We start from the raw sequence: 23,624 nt of genomic DNA on the forward strand, positions 1-23,624 counted from the left end.
GCCCGTGTCTGCTACGGCCATCCCGGCGCCGACCCGACCGAGTTCCTCGCCCACGCACTGGCAGCACAGGGATTCCCCCTGCTGGCGCCATGTGGGACTTCAGCGGTTACGGTCTGTCCCGCGAGGCCATGTATCGGAACTGGTACCGCCAGGTCACCGACCTCGACGAAGGCGGCGACCCGAACTCCCTCACCAACCACCCGCGCTGGCCCCTGGTGACCATGGAGAAACTCGCCCGAGCCGGTCCAGTTCCCGGTGACGGACCGGCACTCCTCGGACCGGGCCGCTCAGTCGGTCCCGTCGGACGCCTCGACCTCGGTCTGCAGTGACGGCAGTGCGTCGACGTCCAGGTCTGTTCCCACGGACTTGCCGCGAAGCTCGTTGACCAGTTGTGTGGTCGCAACCGCACGCTCGGGGTGCCGAGCGGCGATCTCCAGGGTGAGCGCCTGGGCCAGGGCCATCGCCACAAACACCGGGCTGGCCGGGCCAAAGTTCGTCTGAGGCGTCTGCAGGACCACGTCCACCCGGTCTCGTACGGACATGCCGAGGGCTTCACTCATGAACACCACGCGTGCCCCCACGGAACGGGCGTGGTCGATGACGACGTCGATCTCCCGGAAGTGGCGAAGCGGGGCGATGACGAGAACGGCGTCGCCGCCGGACAGCGGCAGCAGCCCACTGGTCATGCTGAGCCCGGTCTGGGTCACGCTGCGGGCAGGTACGCCGCATCGGCCCAGTTCGATGGCGAAGAAATCCGCGACGCATCCGGCTTGCTCGATGCCGTAGGCCAGCACCGCGTCGGCTCCATCGATGATGTCCACGGCGGTGCGCCAGGTGTCGGCGTCGATGAGATGGCGCGCCTCGTGCATCAGGTTGCGGGTGGCGAGCAGCACCTGATCGGCGATGCCGACATCGGTGCCGAGATGCTCGATCGACTGCGCGAGCATGCGGGCCGGGTCGCGTCGGTCCACCATCGCCTTGAGCAGGACCCGCTTGAGTTCCGGCAGTCCGGCGTAGCCGAGTGCCTTCACCGTGCGCACCACGGTCGCGTCACTGGTCCCGATGCGGCGGCCCAGATCGGCGGCGGTCATGGAGGGGATCTCGCTGGGGTGGTCCGCGAGGAATCGGGCCACCTTCCGTTCGCTGGGCGACAGGTCCGCATCGAGCGCCACGGCGCGTTCGTGCAGCGGAGCATCCGAAGATTCTGTAGTTCCCACCACAGGTATTGACTCCTTTTTGTAGCGCATCCTACAGTCCCTGCAATCTCGATGACAAACAGTGTCGGCGAGCGCAGCGAAGGGAAGCGAACGCATGGCCGGGAGTCGGATGAAAGTCGCCGTGGTCGGTGTCGGCACGATCGGCGCAATGGCGTTGCTGCACCTGGCCCGGAACGGGGTGGAAGCCGTCGGGTACGACGCGTACACCCCTGGGCACGACCGTGGCGCGGCAGGCGGCGAAAGCCGGATCTTCCGTGTCGCCTACGCAGAAGGGGCGGGTTACGTCCCGCTCCTACTGGAGTCCCTGGAGCGATGGCGCAGCCTCCAGGAGGCCGCTGGTCAGCAACTGTTCCACCCGGTCGGCTGCGTCACGGTGGGCCCCGTCGACCATCCCAGCCTGCAAGCGGTCCGCGAGGCGGCCGCCACTCATGGCCTTGGCCTCGAAGAGCTGGACGCACCGGCGGCCGGCATACGGGTGCCGGAGCACCCGCTCCGCCCCGGCGAGTCCCTGTTGTTCGACCCGCTCGGAGGTCTGCTGCGCCCCGAGGCCGGCGTGCTCGCGGCTGTCGGGCTGGCTCGGGCCGCTGGGGCGCAGATCCGCGACAACACCGCGGTGCTGGATGTGCAGGAGGCCGGCGAACGCGCCGTGGTCATCACCGAGGACGGTCAGGACACCTATGACCGTGTCATCGTGTGCCCGGGCCCCTGGGCAAACCGCTTGGAGATGCTTCGCCCCTTCCGGCTGGCACCCAAGCAGTTCACTGCGACCTGGTTCCCCAGGCTCGATCCGCGCACGTTCGATCTGACCCGCACACCGGTGGCCATTCGAGTCGGCACCCCCACCTTCTCCTGCTTTCCCAGTGTCGATGGCGTATCGGTGAAGGTCATCACACGCGGCCCGGCCTTCATGGACCTCGACGACCCTGACGACCTGCCGCGTTCGGTCAGCCGTGACATCGTCGAGCACGCCGCCACGGCGGTACGGTCCGCCCTGCCGGGGCTGGCCGACACCCCGATCCGGATCGGCACCTACTGCGACATCTACAGCCCCGACGGGCACGCCCTCCTCGGCCCCCTTCGCCCGGACAGCCCGGTGACGATCGCCACGGCCTTCTCCGGCCACGGCTTCAAGATGTCCCCCGTCCTCGGCGAGACCGCGGCAGAACTCGCCGTCAACGGGCACACAGACCATGACATCTCCTTCCTTTCTCCCCGCCGATTCCAGGCAGCTCAGCTGAGCTGAGCGCCCTCGGGGAAGTCCGGACGGCGGCGCGGCGCGCCTCCGGACAGCGGCGCGGCGCGCTGGACGGCGCCCGGCCGCACCCCACTCGTCGCACCCAGCGCCTCCCCCGGCTACCGCTGGATTGACCGAAGGCAAGAAACATCAACCGGTGGGTGGGCCGCCGGCCGGCCCGACCGGCGCACGCTCGCCGAGACGATGCGCATCCACCCTGGCCTCGCCGAGCGCCTCACCCGACACGCGACTCCGCCCGGCAGGGGCTCCTGGCCCCATTCCACCGCTGGACGGAACAGCGGCCAGGATCACGCCGCACCGCCTCGGCCGACACAGGCCGACGGTTCGGGACGACCACCCCGCGCACACATGGGCGGCCCCAGCCGTCAGCCTCAGCCGTCAGCCCCAGGTGTCGCCAGGTGTCGTCCTGCCCGATGCGCATCGGCACCTGACCGTGGGGTTCACCCCGGACGAACACACCCGGTCGGGCCCACCACAGCCCGCGGCACACCTCAGCCGCACACCTCAGCCATTCCGCCCCACACATTCGCGCCACACACATTCGCCCCCATGTCTGCCAGAATCAGCGCGGACCTCGCACTGGGGGCATCACCGAGCACGACATCCCACCTGGACCCAGGTCGCTGTTCAGCACCTGACCATCGGAGGCACCCATGCACACAGGTTCCACCGGACAGATCGTCGGCGTCGCCATAGCCAGTCTGCTGATGATCGGCTGGGGGGCGGCCATGTCCCTCTACTTCGGACGCCGCGCCAAGACATCCCGGGACTGGCTCTCCGCCAACGAGTCGCTTCCGCTGTTCGTCGTCGTCATCACCCAGTTCGCCGCCGCCGCGGGAGGCGGGGTGCTCATCGCTCACGTCGGGATCGGCTACCAGTGGGGGTGGTCGGTGTTCGTCTACGAGGGGTGTGTACTGGTCGGCTTCCTCCTCCTGATGCTGATCGCCCGATGGCTGCGCGAGCAGAGCTTCACCACGGTCCCCGACGTCGTCACCCGGCTGTTCGGACAGAACAAGCTGGTCACGACCATCGCCGCACTGGCCGCGCTCGTCGTCCCGTTCGGCTGGGTAGCCACCCAGTTCGTCGCCTTCGCCAAGCTCTTCGGCCAGCTGACCGGGATCTCGGCGCCCGTACTCATCGCTGTGATCATGATCGCCTCGCTGACATTCGTCCTGCCCGGCGGGCTGACCTCGGTGGCATGGGCCGACTTCGTGTTCGGTCTCTTCAAGATCGGGATGGCGCTCGTCGTGGCGTTCTACGGAATCCACCTGGCCGGCGGCTGGAGCCACATCACCGCGACCGTGCCGAAGCGGCTGTGGAGCACCGAAGGTGTCACCGCCGTAGGGTGGCATCAGATCTGGCTCTGGGCCGCCGCGATCATTCCCGGAACCCTCACCAACCAGCTCTACTTCCAGCGCGTGTTCGCCACCAGGAAGGTCTCCGACGCGCGTCGCGGCCTGGGGCTGTCCGGACTGACGATGCTCATCAGCGGGGTCTACGCCGGCTGCATCGGCCTCGCGGTGCACTCGATGAACCCGAACCTGTCCAACCAGGAAGACGCCGCGGGGTGGCTGCTCACCCAGCTCCCGTCCTGGATGCTCATCGTCTTCGCCGCGTTCCTCGTCGCGACGATCGTGGCCACCAGCGGCGCCGCCCTGCAGTCCGCCGTGGCCACCCTGACGCGCGACGTCTACCAGAACATCGCCGGCCAGGAGACCGGCGAACGCCAGACCGTCACGATCTCAAGGCTGATCACTGTCGCGGTGTCGGTCCTCGCAGCGGTACTGGCGATCGCGTTCCCGTCAGCCCTGGCGTGGCTGGTCGCCACCTACGCCTACTCGGCGGCCGCGCTCGCGGCACCGATCTTCCTCGGTTACGTACTGCACCGCCGCCGCCAGCTCAAGCCGGTCGCGGCCATCGGCGGCATGGTCGCCGGCCTCATCGGCTGCGGCAGCGCTCAACTGCTGGACACCACCGTGCCGTATGCGGTGTACGGCATCTCGGTGTCGGCCGTGGTGCTCCTGCTGCTGACGGCGGCCACATCCGAGAAGCGCGTCCCCACCGTCGCGTGTGAAGTGGTGAGCGAGGCGTAAAGGCCGCCGTGATCGGGCTCGGCGTCCTGGGTGCCGACGTCGCCCGCGCCCTTTGGAGTGGGCCGAGGCCGTGGTCAGCTGCCCGGTGTCGGTGGGTGCTGGCGGCGGGGGGACACCGAGTGCGTCTGTGTGGCCCGCCAGAGGTCGGTGAGGCGGGTCAGTCCGGCGGTCAGTTCGTCCGGTGGTTTCCAGAAGGGGATGCGCAGATGGTCCTGGAAGCCTTCGACCGACGAGAACACCGGGCCGGGCACGATGACGATGCCGCCCCGCCGGGCCGTCTGGGCGAATGCCGTCGTGTCGGTGCCTGGGAGGCGTACCCAGATGGCGCTGCCGCCCTGTGGCTCGGTCCATGACCATTCCGGGGCGTGCTGGTTGAGGGTCTCTATGGCTGCGCGGAGGCCACGCCGCAGGTGGGCGCGGCGCAGGGCGCGGGCCTGTGGAAGGTCGCGCAGGCAGTTCATGGTGATGAGTTGGCTCACCACGGAACTGCCGAGGTCCTCGACGGCCTTCGCCCGGAGCAGGGTGTGCAGCGTGGACTCCTTGGCGCGGATCCAGCCGATGCGCAGGCCGCCCCAGAAGACCTTCGAAGCGGAACCGATGGCGATCCACTGCGCTGATGTCAGTGCCGCGCCGATCGGAGCGGGCGGTGCCGGGGTACTCAGGGTGAGGTCGGCAGGTGAGCCGTCCTCGACGAGGATCGAGTCGGAGTCGTCCATGATCTCGGCTATCCGCCGTGCCTTCTCCGCGGAGATCACGTAGCCGGTCGGATTGTGTGCGACAGGGAGCAAGTACACCAGGCGGGGCCGTAGTTGACGCACCAGCCGGGCCAGCATGTCCACGTCCGGGCCGTCGGCGTTGAGCGGCAGCGGTACCAGTCGGGCGTTGCGTGCGCGGAACACCTCAAGTGCGCCACGGTAGGTCGGGTCTTCCACGATGACCGTGTCCCCGCGGCAGACCAGGGTGTCCGCGAGCAGTTTCAGGGCCTGCTGCGAGCCGTTCGTGACAAGCACCTCGTTGGGATGGGTGGGTGCGCCAAGGTCTGTGTAGTAGGTGCCGAGCGCGGCACGCAGGCCCGGAAGGCCGTGCAGGTCGTAGCCGTCCTGGGTGACCAGTTCCGCGAACAGCGACGCGTCGAGTGCCGAGCGTGCGTGTCCGACCACGACGTCGAGGCCCCCGGGTGCACCGCTGGACAGATCGATCTGCTCGTCGTCCCGCGACCCGAAGGTGCTGAGTCTGGCGTCGCCGGTGGCTTCCCGCTGGTGGTTCAACGCGACGAAGGAGCCACTCCCGATACGACTGCTGACCTGGCCGTCGGCACGTAGCCTGGTGTACGCCTCGGTGACGGTGCCGCGGCTGACCGCGAGCACGGCGGCAAGGCCGCGTTCGGACGGCAGTGTGTCGCCGGCGGCCAGGTCGCCCTGGTCGATGAGGTCCGACAGGGCCCGGTGCAAACGGTCCGGAAGAGGCCCCGGAACGCTCTGCCACCCTTCAAGCAATCGGGCGACGCGCGCGGCACGCGGCGAGGTCACGCGGGGAACACCTCCAGTCGTGGGCCATTCCTGCCCGATTGGCCTTGAGCGGCCAACTGGGCCATCACAGTATTGGGCCACTCGTTCCACGGCGACAAGCAAAACCGCGTAAGGAGCATCCTGCTGTCGCCGAGGCCGCGGGCACGAGCCAGGAGTCGCTGAGGGCCCGGCGTGACCGCGGGCACACGCCGGCGACGATGGCACACACCGGCGACGATGGCCGCGGGGGCCAGGGCCGTCGCCGAGGATCTGCACACACGCGGCAAGCCCAGCGGTGTGCTTGCCCCCGGCGGCACTTCGTGTCTTTCCCAGGGCCGCGACGTTTGCCTGGTGGACACATAGTCATCAAGCAGCGCCCTGGAGGAGTCATGCGTCGAATGCTCACAAGGAACCGCTCAGCAGCCACGCTCAGCGGGTTGACCGCGCTCGTGCTGGCACTCGGGCCCTGCGGAACGGCATGGGCGCGCCCTCCTCTGCCGCCGCGTACGGATGACGCCTTCCAGCAGGACTGTCTCAAGGCCCACAACGGTTATCGAGCGCGCCATGGCGCGTCTCCCCTGAAGACCGACCAGGCCACCGTCGACCAGGCCAAGCAGCGCGTCACCCTGATCAGCCAGTCCGAGGGGCTGAGCCACGGCCACGCAGGTCTTCGTCAGGGGTACGGGGAGAACCTCTTCTGGGCCGGTTCCTCCTCTCCGGACCAGGTGGCGACCTGCTCTGACGCCGTGAAGGCGTGGTACTCAGAGGTAGTCGACTACGACTACGACCACCCGGGTTTCTCGAAGGACACGGGACTTTTCACTCAGGTGGTGTGGAAATCCACGACCACGCTGGGCTGCGCACGGGCGGCTGGTCAGGGCTCCTCCTGGTACGAGACCTACATCGTGTGTATGTACCAGCCCGCGGGGAACATCGTGACCTCGGACGGGAGCTATTTCTCGCAGAACGTCGGCAGGCCCGGCTGACCTGCCGTCCGCGCGTATCCGCCGCCGAAGGCCCGTGATGTCAGGGGCAGCGTTGCCCATCGCCGGTGAAGTAGTGGACATCCTCGCGTGAGCTGTGCACCGGGATCTCCCCCGAGAGGCGCACGTCCGCGGGAACCTGCATGCGGGCGCGGTGTCCGGCGAGGTCGACATGGACCATCCGGTACTGACGGGCCGTCGACGCGGTGGACCGGAATCGCACCCGGCCCACCGCGTCGCCCCACGGCAACCGACACACCGCCGGACTCTGCCGCGTACCGCCGCTGCCTCAGATAACGGAAGCCCCGGCGGCGACCAGTGCGGCAGCCGACGGCAGAGATTTTCGACCAGGTCAATGGCTTGCCGGTGGTCGGTCGTCGCGGACACCACGCTGGGTAAGGCAGTGGTTCGCGTGACCACAGCCTCCGCCACGCCAGTGTGTGCAGTCCACATTGCTCCCGCTTGTGATGGTTGCGAACACTTGCTGCCCATGTCCCATGCGTCGCATCACGGACGAGGGACACGGGCCGATCATGAAGGGGTAGCCGAAATGACCGCCACGCCGACCAACGGCCACCATGACCTGAGCCGCCGATCCGCACTTGCCGCAGCAGGAGTCCTCGCCGTGAGCGCGTTCGGCGCGCCCGGTGCACAGGCGCAGCCGAACCGCCCGAGTGCGGCAGACCACTCAAGTCGGGCATCGGACGCCGAGCCGATCGCCGACAACGTGCTGGACACCACCGCGGAGAACCAGGCCGCGACCTACCGGCACATCGACCGTCAACGACTCGCAACCCGTACCATCCGCACGGAGCTGACCCGATCCACGTCCCTTCCGCGCCACCGGGGTTCGCTGAACGGCCTTCACTACACCTTCAAGGGCACCAGGCGCACGATCCGTCGCTTCGTCGCCGACAACCGGATCGCCGGTCTCCTGGTGCTCAAGGACGGTGCCGTCGCCCACGAGCAGTACGCCATGGGCAACACCGAGACGACGCGGTGGACGTCGATGTCCATCGCCAAGTCCGTGACCTCCACCTTGATCGGCGCGGCCCTGGTCGACGGAGCGATCGGCGGGCTCGACGACCCGGTCGCACGGTACGTTCCCGAGCTGAGGGACAGCGCCTACAACGACAACACGATCCGGCAGTTGCTGCAGATGAGCTCGGGCGTCCAGTGGAACGAGGCCGGCGCGAACGACCCCTATGGCGACAACGACATCGCGCGCATGTTCAAAGGCGTGTACGGCGACGACCCGGGCGTGGTCATGGAGCTGATGCGGACCCGTCCGCGGGCGGCGGCACCGGGCAGCACCTTCCTCTACTCCACCGGCGAGGCTTATGTCCTGTCGGCTGTCCTCGCCAACGCGACCGGGAAGACCTGCAGTGACTACCTGTCGGAGAAGATCTGGCGTCCGCTGGGGATGGAAGCCGATGCCTATTGGATGCTCGACAATCGCGGCGGCCGGGAGTTGGGCGGAAGCTGCATCCAAGCGACGCTGCGCGACTACGGCCGCTTCGGGCAGTTCATCCTGAGCGGTGGCCACGGCGTCCTTCCGCAGGGGTGGCGTGACACGGTGGGCCGGCCCCAGTCGAGAATCACCGAGTACTGGCGCCTGTACGAGGGGTCTCCGTACGGCTACGGCTACCAGTGGTGGGCCCTCCCGCCCGGGGTCGCGGGCGCGCGCGGCCCCCTCCCGACTTTTGTGGGGCTCGGGCACGGCGGGCAGAAGCTCTACATCAACCCCGGGCAGCGCGTGGTGGTGGTGCTGTGGAGCGCCCTGCGGCCCGGGGTCGACGTGGATCCGGAGTTCTTCGCGCTGCTCAACGCCACGATCAACGCCCTGCGTTGAGCCGCGCATCCCGCACAACTGAGGCTCGATCTGGTCACCCGCCAGGCGCCTGACGCGAGGGGGAACGGCAGCCAGCCGCTCCCCTATTGGGTGTCGTCCGTCATCGGGTGCCTGCCCTCACCTGCTCCCGGCCGCCTTACCGGCCGCCCTCGTGGTCGGTCTCCCGGCCGCCCTCGTGGTCGGCGGAGGGGGACTCGGGACACGGCAGGAGACCTTCGAGACGGTCGGCCGCGGCCTCGCTTCCGCCCGCCGCCCGGAACGAGCGGCCGATCGCACGCGCCGCGTCGCGGTATCCGGCCGCCTCGTCCAGGACCGTGCCGACGGCGTCGGCGATCCGCCGCGCGTCGGCACGGCCGAAGCGCAGCCGGACACCCGCGCCCGCGGCGGTGACCTGGCCCGCGACGATGGGCTGGTCGTCCCTGATGGGAGCGACCACCAGAGGGACGCCGTGCCACAGCGCCTCGCAGACGGTGTTGTGCCCGGCGTGGCAGACGACGGCGTCCACGCGGGCGAGCAGCGGCAGTTGGGGCACATGCGGGCGCAGCAGGATGTTCTCGCCCGCCCCGGTCACGCTGCCGGTGGGGTCGGCGACGACGGCGCGTACTCCGGGCAGTCCCGACAGTGCCTGGACCGCGGCGTTCAGGAACGGCCCGCTCGCGTCCGCGTTGGCGGTGCCCAGGCTGACGAGGACGGTGCGCTCGGCTCCTTCCAGCCATTCCCAGGGAAAGTCGTCCGACGCCGGGCGGTCGGTGACGGACGGGCCCACCAGCCATACGTGCTCGGGCAGTTCGGCCGGGCCGAGCAAAGCGCTGGTGGTGTAGGCGAGGACGCCGTGCGGGGACATCCTCGGGTCGGCCGTGCCCTTCCCGTCCGCGATCCGGCCGCGCAGCGCCGCAAGGAGGCCGTCCAGCCAGGCCGCCACCTTGGGCATGCCCGCGAGCGGGTCGATCAGTTCGGCCGAGGTGGTCGCGGAGGTGACCCAGGTCAGGCCGAGCGACTCGGCGACCATGCCGCCCGCGACGGTCTGCTGGTCGGCGATCACGATGTCCGGGTCGAACTCCTCGATGGCCGTGCGTATATGGGGGGCCATATGGTCGGCGAGCGGGATCAGGAAGCGCTCCCACAGGAACTGGAAGGCCGCGGGGCCCTTCAGGTCGGCGGTCCGGCCCATGATCTCCCCGGCGGTGTCCGGCTCCGGTTCGGGCAGCACACAGGGAAACACGCGTGCGTCAGGTCCGGCCAGGTGGCGCACCAGGTCGTCGGGTCCGGCCCAGGCGATGTCGTGGCCGCGCGCGGCGAGCACGGCCGCGGTGCCGACCGCCGGGTTGACGTGGCCGACCAGAGGCGGGACGACGAACAGGAACCGGCTCATCTAGCCCGCCTTCAGGGGTGTGTGGAGGTCGTCCTCAAGCCAGTCCAGGATCAGGTCGGCCGTCTCCTTCGTGCGCTCCACGAGCACCGAGTGCCCCTGGTCGGGCAGGACGACGGTGCGGCAGTGCGCGAGGGTGGCGGCCAAGTGGCTTGCCTGACGGGCGAGTTTGGAGTCGGCGCCGTACAGGGCGAAGACGGGGCAGCGGATGTCGGCGAGCCCGTCGTCCAGGACCCGGCTGCGCGGGATGTCCTCGCCCAGCGTGGTGCCGTCCAGGATCTGTCCGGCAAGCAGGAAGGGGCGTGCGTTGCGCTCGGGGTCCCCGGCGAGCCAGGCGCGCACCTCCTTGACCACCAGGCCGCCTTCTTCGCCGGTGAGGCCCTCGGCCATCTTCTCGGCCCATGACTTCACCGGCGGCTCGGACTCGATCGCGATCACGGACCGGACGCGGTCCGGCCGGGCGGCGGCCAGCCCGTAGGCGATGGCCCCGCCGAAGGAGTTGCCCACGACGTGCGCCGGGCGGTCCTCCCCGAGGGCGTCGAGGAGTCCGTCCAGGTCCGAGACGAAATCCTCCAGGCGGTAGCCCTCGGCGGGCCGGGTGGTCCGTCCGTGCCCCCGCAGGTCGTACATGAGGACGTCCATGCCCCGCTCGGCGAAGGCGGGGCCGAGCGAGAAGTAGTAACTCGCCAGGCTGTCGATGAGCAGACCGTGGACCAGCACCACGAGGGGCCGCGGGCCCTCGGCCGGCGGACCGGCCGCGGGCATGCGCTGCATGTGGACGTCGAGTTCGCCGACGCGGATCGTCGCCATGATCAGACCGCCTCGGCCGCGGGTGCGGTGGGAAGGGAGGCCACGACGTGGCGCACCAGGTCACCCACGGTCAGTGCGATGATCTCCTCAAGTCCGCGGTCGGCGATGAAGGCGGCGAAGTTGACGGTGTCGCCGTAGTGTGCGCGCAGTGCCGTGGAGAGCGTGACCAGGTCGATGCTCTCCATGTCGAGATCGTCATGGAACCGGGTGTTCATGGTGATCGCGGCGTCGGAGATCTCGTACTCGCCGAGCACCTCCCGCAGCAGGCCAACCACCTCGTCCAGCACAATCGGTTCGGGCCGGGCGGGGGTTGTGGCGCCGTGGTCTTCAGCAGTCATCGTCGCTCTCCTCATCCTGGGCGGTCGTCCAGCCGACGACGTAGTTCCTGGGGGGCAGTCCGGGTGGGTTGCCGACCGTCCGGTGATGGACGTGGTAGGTGTCGCCGCCGGTGCGGACGGTCAGTGCCGTGCCGGTGGCGGAGTTGATCTCGAAGTTCTTCGGGGCTCCGGCCAGGCCGGTGCCGCGGGCCTTGCCGACGGCCTCCTTGGCGGTCCAGAAGCGGGTGAACCACAGGTCCTCGGGTTCGCCGGTGTCACGGACCAGTGCGGCGAGCAGTTCCCGCTCCCGGGCGCTGAGCGCCGCCTGAAGCGTTCCGTCCGGACGCCCGGTCACCTCCTCGATGTCGATGCCGCAGGGGCCGCGTCGGGCGATCGCGACCGCGGCCTCCGCCCGGTGCGCGAGGGAGACATGGAGGTCGGGGAGGGTACGGCCCAACGCGCCGGTGACATACGGGCGGCCGGTGGGGTCGTTGGCGACCCGTAGTTCCGAGGGGAAGATCCCGCCGCTTCCGGCGTCCCACAGTCGTCGGCGCACCGCGTCCTTGACCGCGATCCGGCCGAGCAGCCACTGCCGCAGGCCGCGGGGGGTGTGCGCGTCGTAGGCGGTCCGTTCCTCGCCGGCCAGCATGTTCCGCATGATCAGTTCGCGGGTGGCCAGGTCGGGCCAGCGTTCATGAAGCAGGACCCAGCCGCCGGTCTGCGGCTCGGAGAGGGTGTGGTGCTCCGGTTCGCGGTCCACCCGGCGGATCTGCGCGTCGCTGTCGAAGCGGCGGTCCTGCCAGCCTTTGAACTCGGCCCAGACGCGGCCCCGTTGGACCAGTTGCATGTCGGCTTCGACGGTGCTGTCGGTGACGGAGACGATGCGGACCAGGCAGTCGAGTCGTTCGCCCGGCGCGGGGTGCGCGCCATGGAAGCGGATCTCCCGCATCCCGACGGGGAAGACGGTGGAGCGGGTGGGCAGTTGGGACATGATCCAGTAGCCGAACAGCTGGCCTACGTTGTCCAGCAGGGCTCCCGGGGCGGTCGGGGTGGTTATGGCTCCTCGGACGTGGGCGTCGCCGATCGCGGTCAGTTCGGTGATGCCCTGGAAGCGCGGGCCGTGGAACATCCAACGCCGGGTGTACAACTCACGGGCCGTCAGGTCGCAGGGGCGCTCCATGTCCTTGGGGAAGGCCCAGGTGGTGACCGGTCGGGGATCGTGGTCCGGCGCGAGTTCGACGGTGGCCCGGGCGTACGGGCCGAGGGTGGCCGTCACCCGGGTCGCGCCCGAGGGGTGCGGCGGCTCGGGGGTGATGTGGACGGAGATGTCCACCGTGGGGACGGCGGTGATCCACCGGTTGAGCCGGACGTCATGGACGGCCACCGCGCGCAGGCCGGGTGCCGTCCGCTCGGCGAAGTCCATCAGGTGCCCGATGACGGTGGTGCCGGGTACGACGGGCCAGCGGTCGGCGGGAGCGGCCTGCGGCGGTTGCTTGAAGAAGCAGTGGTCGAGCAGATACGGCATGGTGTCGATCGAGACCCGTAGCGAGGTCCGCAGTTCGCCTGGACCGGTGGGTGGCAGGCCGGCGGGTGGCGGACCTGCGGGAGGCGGACCACCGGCGGGTGGTCCGGCCGACCGGGGTGCGGGGACGTACGCGGTGGCCCGCTGGGCGGGCACCCTGGGCGCGGTGGCCCGCGGACCGCCCTGGTGGCTCGCGGTGAGGACATCCGCGGCGAGCGCCGCGGTGTCGTCGAGCAGCGCGGAGAACTCGGCGGCCAGCGGGTCCTCCGTGGCGAGGGCGCCGAGGGCGGAGGGCCGTGCGCCGCCCGCCGCCCGGCGCGGCGGGGCCAGGGCGGCGCCGACCGCCGTGCGCGTGGGCTCGTCGAGGGAGATCAGCGCGCCGCCGAGGTCGAGCCGGACCGGGCGGCGGGCGACCCCCCGGACGGGAGCGGGGTGGAGCACGGTCGCGTCGGGTCGGGCTCCGTCGGCCCACAAGGCGGTGGCCACGCGCCGCAGTTGGGGAAGGCCCGAGCGGTGCGGGGAGTGGGCGGCGACCACGAGGTGGTCGAAGCCTCGCAGCGTGTCCGCGATCAGCGAGCCGACCTGGCCGGCTCCGAGTTGGACGAAGGCGCGGAACCCGGCCGCGTACATGGCCTCGATCAGCAGCCGGAAGCGGACCGGCTCCAGGAGGTGACGTACGAACAACTCCCGTACGTCCTCGGGCCGCGAGGGGTACTCCCCCACCGTGGTGGCGGACCAGACCGGCAGCCGCGCGGGGTGCAGGGTGAAGGTGTCCGCCGCCTTTTGGATCGGGTCCAGATAGGGCCGGAGCATGGGGGTGTGGAAGCCCGACCGGAACGGCAGGATCTGTGAGATCGCGCCCTGTTCGCGGAATTGGTCGACGAATGCGTCGACGGCGGCCGACGGGCCGCAGATCATGGACTGGTGGGGGGCGTTGTCGTGCGAGAGCACGACCTGTGTCTGTCCCTCCAGGGTTTCCATGACGCGGTCGGCGGGCGCGCCGATCACCGCGAAGGCCAGGCCGGGCACCCGCAGCGCGTCCGGATCGAACGAGGCCAGGAAGGCGTCGACCTCCTCCCGGGCGTGGATCCCGGCGACGGCCATGGCGGTCCATTCGCCGAGGCTGTGTCCGGCGAGCGCGTCGGGCACGACCTCCATCCGCTCCAGTGCGGCGTGCAGGAGGCGGCCGAGCTGGAACACGCCCGTGCCCTGGCGGCCGATGTCGCCGACCGTGACATCGGTGTCGGACAGCGACCACGACAGGCCGAAGTGGCGTGCGACGTCGTCGCAGTTGGTGTCGAAGTCGGCTTCGAGCCCGGGAAAGACGAAGGCGAGACGGCCACCGGCGTCGCCCAGCAGCGGTTCGGGGACGAACCACAGGTCGTTCTTGCCGCGCCACGGCCGGCCCCGGTCGACGACCTTGCGGGCCAGCGCCAGGCGTTTCGCCGTCGGGTCGACCAGGCCGAGCCGGACCGGGCCGACGGGCTCGGGTCCGGTCGCGTCCGACGCGACGGCGAGGAGCTCGGCGTCAGCGCGGTCCAGCATGCGGGCCAGTTCGGCGGGTGCCGCGGCGGCCAACCGCAGCACCCGTTCGGGCTCGCGCACCACGGCCGCGGGTCCGCCGGTGCCGGACGAAGCGACGGCGGAGGCGGGCTGTTCCAGGACGACATGGGCGTTGATGCCGCCGAAGCCGAAGGCGTTGACCGCGGCACGGCGTACGGGGCCGTGGGTGTCGGTCGTCCACGCACGCGCGGTGTCCACGGTGGTGAAGCGGGTGCGAGCGAGCACCGGGTGTGGGTCGTCGCAGTGCAGGGTCGGCGGGAGAATGCCATGGTGCACGGCGAGCGCGGCCTTGATGAGCCCGGCGATCCCCGCGGCCGGCATGGTGTGACCGATCATGGACTTCACCGAGCCGATCACGCCTCGGGGTGCGTCGCCCGGCGGGCCGAAGACCGCGGCGACCGTCTCCAGTTCGGCGGTGTCCCCGGCCGGGGTGGCGGTGCCGTGGGCTTCGAGCAGCCCGATGGATCCGGGCTCGGTGGGGTCAAGGCCGGCATCGCGCCACGCTTCGCGGATCGCCTCGGCCTGGCCCGCGGAGTCCGGGCTGAACAGGGAGCCGGTGCGGCCGTCGCCCGCGATGCCGGTGCCGGTGATCACGGCGTAGATCCGGTCGCCGTCGCGCTCGGCGTCGGCGAGCCGTTTCAGCGCGACGATGCCGGTGCCCTCGCCGATGAGCGTCCCGTCGGCGTCCCGGTGGAACGGTCGGCTGCGCTCGCTCCGGGACAGGGCACCGAGCTGGGAGAACACGCTCCACAGGGTGATGTCGTGGCAGTGGTGGACTCCCCCGGCCAGGACGACGTCGCAGCGGCCACTCTCCAGTTCGCGGGCCGCGTGGTCGACCGCGATGAGTGAGGAGGCGCACGCGGCGTCCACGGTGTAGGCCGGGCCCCGCAGGTCCAGCCGGTTGGCCAGCCGGGAGGCGGCCAGGTTGGGCACCAGGCCGATGGCCGACTCCGGTGCCTCGGGGCCGAGTTGGTCGGTGAAGGCGCGGCGTACCTCCTCAAGGCGCTGTTCTCCGAGGTCCGGCAGGAGTTCCCGCAGGGTACGCACGAGCTGGCCGGCGGTGCGCACCCGCTGGTCGAGGCGGACAAGTCCGGGGGTGAGGTAGCCGCCGCGGCCCAGGATCACTCCGGTGCGGCGGCGGTCGCCGAGGAGCCGGTCGGCGCCGCCCGCGTCCTGGACCGCCTGGGACGCCACCCGCAGCGCGATCAGCTGGTCGGGCTCGGTGGTCTGCACGGAGGCGGGCATGACGCCGAAGGCGGTGACGTCGACCTCGGCGAGGTCGTCGACGAAACCTCCGCGGTGGCAGTAGACGCGGTCGGCACGGCGTTCGGCATCCGGGGCGTAGAACGCGGCGTCCCAGCGGGTCGCGGGGACGTCGGTGATCGCGTCGACGCCGTGGACGAGGTTGTGCCAGTACGTGTCGAGGTCGGGGGCGCCCGGGAAGAGCGCGGCCATGCCGACGATGGCGATCGGGCAGGTTCTGGGCATCGGGGCGGTCACCACCCCGAGGCGGTGTAGACGACGGCGGTGTTCTCCCGCGGGCCCCAGGCCAGTTCGCGCAGCAGGCTGGTGGCGCCCTCGTCGGGGTCGATGAGGCGGATGCCGCGGGCCGCGTAGGTGCGCATCAGTTCCGGGGTGACCATGCCGTTGTTGGTGCCGGTGGGTGCCCACGGGCCCCAGTGGACGGTCAGCCCGCGGCGGTCGGTCCCCTCGCCCCAGTCGCGGCCGATGGTTTCGAGGGCGTCGTTGGCGGCGGCGTAGTCGGTCTGGCCGCGGTTGCCCAGGGTGGCCGCGATGCTGCCGAACAGCACGGCGAGGCGGGGGCCGTGCGAGAGTCCGCTGACGGCGTCGAGCACGGTCCTGGCGCCTTCGGTCTTGGTGCTGAAGACCCGGTGGAAGGATTCCGGGGACTTCTCGGCGAACAGCTTGTCCTCGATCACACCGGCGGCGTAGACGATCGCGTCGAGTCTGCCGTGTTCGGCGTGCACGTTCTTCACGGCGCGGTGCACGGCCTCGGCGTCGAGCACGTCCACGCAGTGGTAGCGCACACGGCTGCCGAGCCGGGTCAGCCGGTGGACGGTGTCGCGGACCTCGCGCTCGGCCTGGATCCTGCCGATCTCCCGCTCGACCTGAGCCGGGGACTTCAGGCCGCCCGCGATGAGTTCGGCTCGCAGTTCGACGTCGGTGCCGGCGGCCGTCGCGGGGAATTCCTCCAGGGCGGGCAGCGGCGTGCGGCCGAAGAGTTCGAGCCGGCAGCGGGCGGCGGTGGCGAGCGCGGTGGCGAACCGGGCGGTGATGCCCCGTGCCCCGCCGACGAGGAGCACCACCGACTCGTGGTCGAGTCCGAGGGCCGCGGCCTCGGCGGCGCCGTCGTCGCCGGGCCCGGCTCCGGTGCTGCCCAGGACGCCGCGGTCGGTCTCGGTCATCCGCAGTCCGCGGCGGGTGTCCCCGGTGCGCAGCACGACCGGCTCGCGGTCGGCGGAGGTCAGCTCCGCGACGATCGCGTCGGCCGCGGCGGACGGGTCCGCTCCGGCGGGCTGTTCGATGACCCGGGCGATGGTCTCGGGGTACTCCCGGGACAGTGAGCGGAACAGTCCGCGCAGTCCCGCGGAGGCGCCGACGGCCAGCATCCAGCGCGGGCCGTTGGCCAGGGCCGACCGGTAGAGGGGGACGGCGCCGGGCAGCGCCGGCTCGTGGGCCGGGCCGCCGTCCGGGGAGGTGAGGTGGATCAGGCCGTCGAAGCGGCCGCCGTCCGGTATCCCGCTGGCGGTCACCGCCCAGGCGCCGTGGGAGTCGAGCCGCTCGGTGAGAGCGACCGCGAGCGGGCCTTCGCCGATGATCAGGAACGTGCGTCCGGCGAGTTCGGTGGGCTCCAGGGCGGCGGGCGGGAGGTCGAACTCTGTCATCACCAGTCGCCTGGGGGCCGTGACGACCGCTTCGGTGTCGGCGGGTGATGCGGCCGGTTCGGGTCCGGCGGGCTCGACGGCTGCCGTCTCGGCCGGTGGTGTGTCGGCCTGCCGCGCGGCGACGATCAGTTCGGCGATGCCCGCCGCCGTGCGCGCCTTGGTCAGTTCCTCCATGTCGACGCCGTCCGCGGTGGGCAGTTGGAGCCGTCGGGCGAGCTGCCCGGCGATCTCGGCGCGCTTGATGGAGTCGACGCTCAGGTCGGCCTCCAGATCCAGATCGGGTTCGATCATGTCAGCCGGGTAACCGGTTCGTTCGCCGATGACGTCGAGGACGGCCGTGAGGACCGCGTCCGGGGTCAGCTCGGTCGGCGCCGGGTCCGGTGCGGGCTGCGATACGGCGGGCTCCGGGAGCGCCGCCTCGGCGGGTGCCGCGGGTGCGGGGAGCACCGTCGCGGTCAGCTCACGGGGCGCGTACGGTGCGGGCACCGGGCCGGGCCGGACACCGGGGTCGGCGCCGAGGTAGCCCAGCAGGACGTCGCGTTGAGCGGCGAGCATCTCCCGGCTGGTGCGCAGGAATTCACTGATGAGGGCCTCTCCGCCGGTCCCCGCCGTAGCGTGGGCGGAGTCGGCGTGGAGCAGGTGTCCCTGGTCTGTGTGTCTGCCGGAAGGGGTGGTCACAAGGGCCTCCGAGATGCGCTGGGCGGCGTGCAGGGCTGTGGCGGGGATGGCGCCGTCGGCGGTGCGTACGAGGTGGCCGTCGACGGTCCAGCCCGCGCGCTCGCGGCGCGGGGTCTGGGCGGCGTCGATCGCGTCGCGGCCCTGGAACAGCCAACCGGTGCGTACGTCGGTCCCGGCGACGGCGAGTTCGGCGAGCGCGGTGAGGAAGCCGGTCAGGCCCGTGCCGCGCCGGGCCTGAAGGGTGACGGTGCGGTGCGGGCGTTCGCCGAGGGTCTCGGTGACCTGCCGGGTCAGTACCGCGCCGGGGCCCGCCTCGACGAAGATCCGGGCGCCTGCCTCGTACATGGCCTCGATCTGCTCGACGAAGCGGACCGGCGATCCGATCTGGGCGGCCAGTTCGGCGCGTATCGCCTCTGGGGTGGTGGGGTAGACCGCGGCGGTGCGGTTGGACCACACCCGGATCGAGGGTGTCTTCAGCGGCACCGAGGCCAGCGTCGCCGCGAAGATGTCGCCCGCGGCGGCGACCACATCGCTGTGGAAGGCGCAGGCCACCGGGATCCGTTTCGCCTGCAGCCCCTGTGCGCGCAGCCGCTCCACGGCCCTTTCCACGTCGTCGGTGGGGCCGGATATCACCGTCTGGCGGGGTGAGTTGTGGTTGGCGACGACGACGGACCGGGCAGCGCCCGCCTTCTCCAGGGCGGCGGTGACCTGCGGTGCCGAGGCGGTGACCGCGGCCATGGTGCCGGGGTCGTCGCCGGCGGCGGCGACGACGGATTCGGCGCGTGCCCTGCTGGACCACAGCAGTTCCTCGGGGCCGAGGGTGCCGGCCGCGGCGAGGGCGACAAGTTCGCCGTAGCTGTGTCCGGCCGCCATCTGCGGGCGGACGCCGACCCGGCCGAGCAGATGGTGGACGGCGAGTCCGGTGATGCCGAGCGTGGGCTGGGCGACGCGGGTGTCGGTGACGCGGTCGGCCTGGGCCTGGCGTCCGGCCTCGTCGAAGCAGGCGGGTGGGTAGAGGGCCGCTGCGGCGCACTCGTCGAGGCGCAGGAAACGCTGGAGTTCGGGGAAGGAGACGAACAGTTCGGCGAGCATGCCGGGGCGCTGGCTGCCCTGCCCGGGGAAGAGGAAGGCGATCTCGCCGGGTGCGGTGCCGTCCGCGAGATGGATGCCGTCGTCGGGGGCGTGTTCGCCGTCGGCGGCCCGGCGCAGCGCCGCCGTCAACTCCGGTACGGAGGAGGCCAGTACGGCGATGTGGGTGGGCAGGCCGCGTACCGCCGCGAGGTCGGCGCGTCGGGAGGCGGCCAGGGCGAGGTCCCGCAGGCGGGGCGGCTGGTGCGCCGTGTGGTCGGCCTCGGCGAGGGCGAGGAGTTCCTGGGCGGCCTTGGTCGCGGCTGCTCGGTCGGCGCCGCGGAAGGTGAACAGTTCGGCGGGCCACTCGTCGCGGGCGTGGGTGGGTGGGGGGCCGTCGGCGTGGGCGCGCAGCACGACATGGAAATTGGTGCCGCCGAAGCCGAAGGCGCTGACGCCGGCGACGCGTTCGGCGGGCGGCATGGGCCAGGGCCTGGCCCGGGTGTGGAAGACGAAGGGGCTGGTGTGTTCGTCCCAGGCGGGGTTCGGCTGCCGCAGATGCAGCGTGGGCGGCTTGACGCCGTGATGCAGTGCGAGCGTGGTCTTGATCAGTCCGGCGAGGCCCGCCGCGCACTTGGTGTGGCCGATCTGGGACTTCACCGAGCCGAGGGCGCAGCCGCCGGGGTCGGCTCCGGCCTGGGTGAAGATCTCGGTCAGGGCGCCCAGTTCGGTACGGTCGCCGACGACGGTGCCGGTGCCGTGGGCCTCGACCACGCCGACCTCGGCCGGTGAGATCCCGGCGTTCCGGTAGGCCCGGGTGAGTGCCCTGCGCTGGCCGTCGGCGTGCGGCGCGGTGAGGCCGAGGGCCCGGCCGTCGCTGGAGCTGCCGACGCCCTTGACGACGGCGTAGATCCGGTCGCCGTCCCGTTCTGCGTCGGCGAGCCGTTTGAGGACCACGCAGGCCACGCCCTCGCCGAGCGCGATGCCGTCGCCGGAACGGTCGAAGGGCGCGGAGCGGCCGGAGGGGGACAGGGCGTGCGCCGAGGCGAACAGCAGATAGTCGTTGATGCCGTTGTGCAGGTCGGCGCCGCCGCACAGCACCATGTCGCTGGTGCCGGCCGTCAGTTCCTTGCAGGCCACGTCGACCGCGGCGAGGGACGAGGCACAGGCGGCGTCGACCGTGTAGTTGGCCCCGCCGAGATCGAGGCGGTTCGCGATCCGTCCGGCGATGACGTTGGCGAGGATGCCGGGGAAGGAGTCCTCGGTCAGCCGTGGCAACTGGGCGTCCAGCTCGGGCGGAAGCTGTCCGACGTAGGACGGCAGGACCGTGCGGAGCGTCATGGAACTCGACAGGTCGCTGCCCGCCTCGGCCCCGAACACCACGGAGGCTCGGTCCCGTTGAAAGGGACGGTCGGCGTAACCGGCGTCGGCGAGCGCCCGTCGCGCCACGTCGAGGGCCAGCAGCTGGACGGGTTCGATGCTCGGCAGGGAGGCGGGCGGGATGCCGTAGTCCAGGGGTTCGAAGGGGATCTCGGGCAGGAAGCCGCCCCAGCGCGAGGGGGTGTGTTCCCCCGTCCCGCCCTCGGCGTAGTAGACGGAGGGGTCCCAGCGCGAGGGGGGCACCTCGGTGACGGCATCGGTGCCGGACAGCACATGTCCCCAGAAGGACGCCACATCGGGCGACTTGGGGAAGACGCAGGCCATCCCGACGATGGCGATGTCCAGGGGCTTGGGGGCGGCGGCCGGCTCGTCCGATCCGGTGCCGAGGGCGGAGAGGGCGGCCTTGCGTCGGTCGAGGAAGCTCTGCGCGCCGGTGGTGACCGAGCTGTGCAGCGCCGCGACGGTGGTGACCTGCGACCGCAGGACGGCGACCTGTCCGGCCATGAACATGCCCTCGGTCAGCTGCCGGTCCTCGTCGACCTCGCGCAGTTCGGCACCGACCCGTTCGATCCCCTTGCTCGCCAACCGCAGTCGGCCGACGTTGAGTTGCTCCAGCCGCTCCCATGCCTCGCGGCTGGGTACGTCACCGGTTCTCAGTTGTTCCTTGACGGCCGTGAACTCGTCGGTGAAGGGGCTGCGCACACAGCGGGTGGCGTGGCCGGGGGCGGTTTCCAGCAGTTCGGTGTGCTCGGCGGCGACCATCTGCTGCTGGAAGAGCGGCTGTATCGCGCCGGCCGCGACGGCCTCCTCGGTGAAGAGGTAGGCGGTACCCATGAGGATTCCGGTGGCGGCGCCCCGCGCGGTCAGGGGGGCGGTCATGGCGGCGACCATGGCCGCGGACCGCTCGTCGTGCACGCCGCCGGCGAACAGCAGTTGGAGTTCGGCGGCGGCGTTCTTCCCGGCGGTCGCGAGGAAGTCGTCCAGCACGTCGAGCTGCGCCTGCCACAGCGGAAAGCCGGCGCGGGGGCCGACGTGGCCGCCGCACTCGGAGCCTTCGAAGACGAACTTGCGTGCACCCGCTTCGAGGAACTGGCCCAGCAACCCGGGCGACGGCACATGCAGAAAGGTGGAGATGCCGACCTCTTCGAGGGCCACGGCCTGCGCGGGACGGCCGCCGGCGATGATGGCGTGCGAAGGGCGGACCTCCCGGATGACCTCCAGCTGGGCGTTCTTGATCTTCTCGTCGGCGAAGCCGAGGACGCCGACACCCCAGGGCGCGTCGCCCAGGGCGTGGTGGGTCTCTTCCAGTACCGCGCGGGTCTGCTCCGCGCCGGACACGGCGAGCGCGATGAACGGCAGGGCGCCCTCGGCGGCCACGGCGGCGGCGAACGCCGCCTGGTCGCTCACCCGTGTCATCGGCCCCTGAACAACCGGGAGTCGGGTGCCCAGAGCACGGCTGCCCTTGCTGTCCGGCCCGAGTACGGGCACCTCACCGGCGAGCGCGTCGCTCACCGCGGTGCGTATGCCACGTATCGCCGCGCCCAGCGTGCCCCAGCGCCGTTGGAAGCGGACCGGCAGGAACGCGTCCTGGCCGATCTCCAGGGGGGCCGCGGTGCCGTCCGGGCCGGGGGCCCGTCGCCGCAGCACCCGCAGACCGTTGGCGACGACGGTCTCCGAGCCGTCGAGTCCGCTGAGCACGCTGGTGACCTCCGCGGGGAGTTCCGCCTCGGCGAGCAGCGCGGTCTGGGTGTCGAGGACCACGCCGGCGGCGCCGCCGGTGACCGCTGCCGCCGCGGTGTACGCGCCGATTCCGCCGCAGGCCCAAACCGGCAGCCCGTCGGCCGCGTCCGCGAGCAGCTGCTGCAGCAGCACGAACGTGCTCAACTCGCCCACCCTGCCGCCGGCTTCATGGCCGCGGGCGATCAGTCCGTGAGCCCCGGCCAGCACGGCGGCCCGGGCCTGCGCGCGGGAGGTCACCTCGGCCAGCACGCGGCGCCCGGGGAAGTCGGCGGCGGTCGCCGACGCCCCGGCGGCGAGGACCACGGTGTGGACGCAGGCGGGAAGGTCCGGCGCCGGGATGCCGTGTTCCTCGCCCAGCCGTACGCCGAACCCGGAGCGCGCCCACTCGGCGGCCAGGCCCAACTGCTCACGGGCGGACCGGGTATCGCCCGTGAGGTCGAGTACTCCCAGTCCGCCCGCGCGTGCGGCGGCCGCGGTGAACCGCGCCGACGCGACGCCGAACGGATGCACTGCGAGGACGAGATCGGCTGTCGTGAGCATGCCATCAGGGTCGGCGCAGGGTGTACGCATGACAACACTCCCGGGGACGAGGAGGCGCGCGAAATCGAATATCCAGAAACGACGCCAGCCACTCTCTTTACAAGACGCGCGAAAGCGCGCGGGCCCGACTCGGCCCTGAAAAGAGGAGCGAGCTGCCGCGAATCAAGCGCCTCGGGAAGGGTGGGGGGGAAGGCGTTCGAGGGCGGGCAGTCGCGATCGTACTACGGAGTAGAACAATCCACTGACCTTTCTCTGTTACAGCTTGACGTCGACGGATCGATCTCCAAGAGAATTAAGCACCACAATGTTCCGAAATTGCCTGAAGGTGCCCTTATAAATCCATGCATGATCCATATGAATGAGTATTCATTTTTCATACACCTAACTCCCCGCAACGTGCGGGATATCCGACTGATGCCTGGTGCGCCATGGGTGCCTGCACTACATAAACGCCGCCACCCCTGGCTGGCGCACCCATGCCGATGAAGGCGGAGGCGGCGCAACCATTCATCCACCCCGACTGCCACCCCCCACCCGCCGAACAGCCTCTCGGACGACGCTCTTTCACTATTGACGCGTACATACCAGGCGAGATACGGTCCCGCCGAATTGGCGCGCAACCCCCCACGCAAACGGCTTCCGCTTCGGCGGCTTGAGACGGGAGCCGGAAGGAGACATTTCAATGTCCAGCCTGCCCAAAAAGGCGCGATTACGGTTCTCCAAGACATTGAGCTGTTGCCAGCAACGAGCCGTGGCGGTGCGTGAGTAGGGCGAGCGAGGCCGCGTGCGGACAGCAGCAAAGCCCCTGGTAGGAACAAGTCGA

The 23,624-nt window shown here is 70.9% G+C and carries 13 protein-coding genes; 5 read left to right on the plus strand and 8 right to left on the minus strand.

The window, feature by feature from the left end; genetic code table 11:
- Positions 1–89 precede the first annotated feature (89 nt).
- A complete protein-coding gene (locus tag ACWEKM_RS31385) occupies positions 90–329 on the plus strand; it encodes a hypothetical protein (RefSeq protein ID WP_451624645.1) in 240 nt (79 codons plus the stop codon).
- Here the strand turns inward: ACWEKM_RS31385 and ACWEKM_RS31390 are convergent.
- Complete coding sequence (locus tag ACWEKM_RS31390; RefSeq protein ID WP_451624646.1) at positions 288–1,247, minus strand: MurR/RpiR family transcriptional regulator; 960 nt, start codon at positions 1,245–1,247, stop codon at positions 288–290. The two genes, ACWEKM_RS31385 and ACWEKM_RS31390, sit on opposite strands and share 42 nt — an antisense overlap.
- Positions 1,248–1,326: 79 nt before the next feature.
- On the opposite strand from ACWEKM_RS31390, the gene ACWEKM_RS31395 reads away from it, so the two are divergent.
- Both ACWEKM_RS31395 and ACWEKM_RS31400 read left to right on the plus strand, forming a co-directional pair.
- A complete protein-coding gene (locus ACWEKM_RS31395; RefSeq protein ID WP_451624647.1) occupies positions 1,327–2,460 on the plus strand; it encodes an FAD-dependent oxidoreductase in 1,134 nt (377 codons plus the stop codon).
- Between the two features lie 665 nt (positions 2,461–3,125).
- Positions 3,126–4,565, plus strand: a complete 1,440-nt coding sequence (locus ACWEKM_RS31400; RefSeq protein WP_451624648.1) for a sodium:solute symporter family protein — start codon at positions 3,126–3,128, stop codon at positions 4,563–4,565.
- A gap of 74 nt (positions 4,566–4,639) precedes the next feature.
- Here the strand turns inward: ACWEKM_RS31400 and ACWEKM_RS31405 are convergent, their stop codons facing one another.
- Positions 4,640–6,094, minus strand: a complete 1,455-nt coding sequence (locus ACWEKM_RS31405; protein ID WP_451624649.1) for an aminotransferase-like domain-containing protein — start codon at positions 6,092–6,094, stop codon at positions 4,640–4,642.
- A gap of 377 nt (positions 6,095–6,471) precedes the next feature.
- Here ACWEKM_RS31405 and ACWEKM_RS31410 point away from each other — a divergent pair, with 377 nt between their 5' ends.
- Entirely contained in the window at positions 6,472–7,059 is a 588-nt protein-coding gene (locus ACWEKM_RS31410) for a CAP family protein (RefSeq protein WP_451624650.1), read from the plus strand.
- Between the two features lie 40 nt (positions 7,060–7,099).
- Here ACWEKM_RS31410 and ACWEKM_RS31415 read toward each other — a convergent pair whose 3' ends face one another.
- Complete coding sequence (locus tag ACWEKM_RS31415; RefSeq protein WP_451624651.1) at positions 7,100–7,315, minus strand: hypothetical protein; 216 nt, start codon at positions 7,313–7,315, stop codon at positions 7,100–7,102.
- A gap of 291 nt (positions 7,316–7,606) precedes the next feature.
- Between ACWEKM_RS31415 and ACWEKM_RS31420 the strand changes: the two genes are divergently transcribed.
- On the plus strand, positions 7,607–8,908 hold the full coding sequence (locus tag ACWEKM_RS31420; protein ID WP_451624652.1) for a serine hydrolase domain-containing protein: 1,302 nt from the start codon (positions 7,607–7,609) through the stop codon (positions 8,906–8,908).
- Between the two features lie 136 nt (positions 8,909–9,044).
- Here ACWEKM_RS31420 and ACWEKM_RS31425 read toward each other — a convergent pair whose 3' ends face one another.
- The 5 genes from ACWEKM_RS31425 to ACWEKM_RS31445 are packed head-to-tail and all read right to left on the minus strand — an operon-like array spanning position 9,045 to position 22,801.
- Positions 9,045–10,280: a glycosyltransferase gene (locus ACWEKM_RS31425; RefSeq protein WP_451624653.1), complete on the minus strand. Its 1,236-nt coding sequence runs from the start codon at positions 10,278–10,280 to the stop codon at positions 9,045–9,047.
- Positions 10,281–11,087, minus strand: a complete 807-nt coding sequence (locus ACWEKM_RS31430; RefSeq protein ID WP_451624654.1) for an alpha/beta fold hydrolase — start codon at positions 11,085–11,087, stop codon at positions 10,281–10,283.
- Between the two features lie 2 nt (positions 11,088–11,089).
- Positions 11,090–11,425 carry an acyl carrier protein gene (locus ACWEKM_RS31435; protein ID WP_451624655.1) on the minus strand — a complete coding sequence of 112 codons (336 nt, stop codon included), beginning with the start codon at positions 11,423–11,425 and terminating at the stop codon, positions 11,090–11,092.
- The gene (locus ACWEKM_RS31440; protein ID WP_451624656.1) at positions 11,415–15,977 is read right to left on the minus strand and encodes a beta-ketoacyl synthase N-terminal-like domain-containing protein; all 4,563 of its coding nucleotides are present in this window, start codon (positions 15,975–15,977) and stop codon (positions 11,415–11,417) included. The genes ACWEKM_RS31435 and ACWEKM_RS31440 overlap by 11 nt, the downstream gene beginning before the upstream one ends.
- Before the next feature lie 8 nt (positions 15,978–15,985).
- Positions 15,986–22,801 (minus strand): SDR family NAD(P)-dependent oxidoreductase, encoded by a 6,816-nt coding sequence (locus ACWEKM_RS31445; protein ID WP_451624657.1) that lies wholly within the window; start codon positions 22,799–22,801, stop codon positions 15,986–15,988.
- Positions 22,802–23,624: the final 823 nt, after the last annotated feature.

The organism is Streptomyces sp. NPDC004752 (assembly GCF_053601275.1).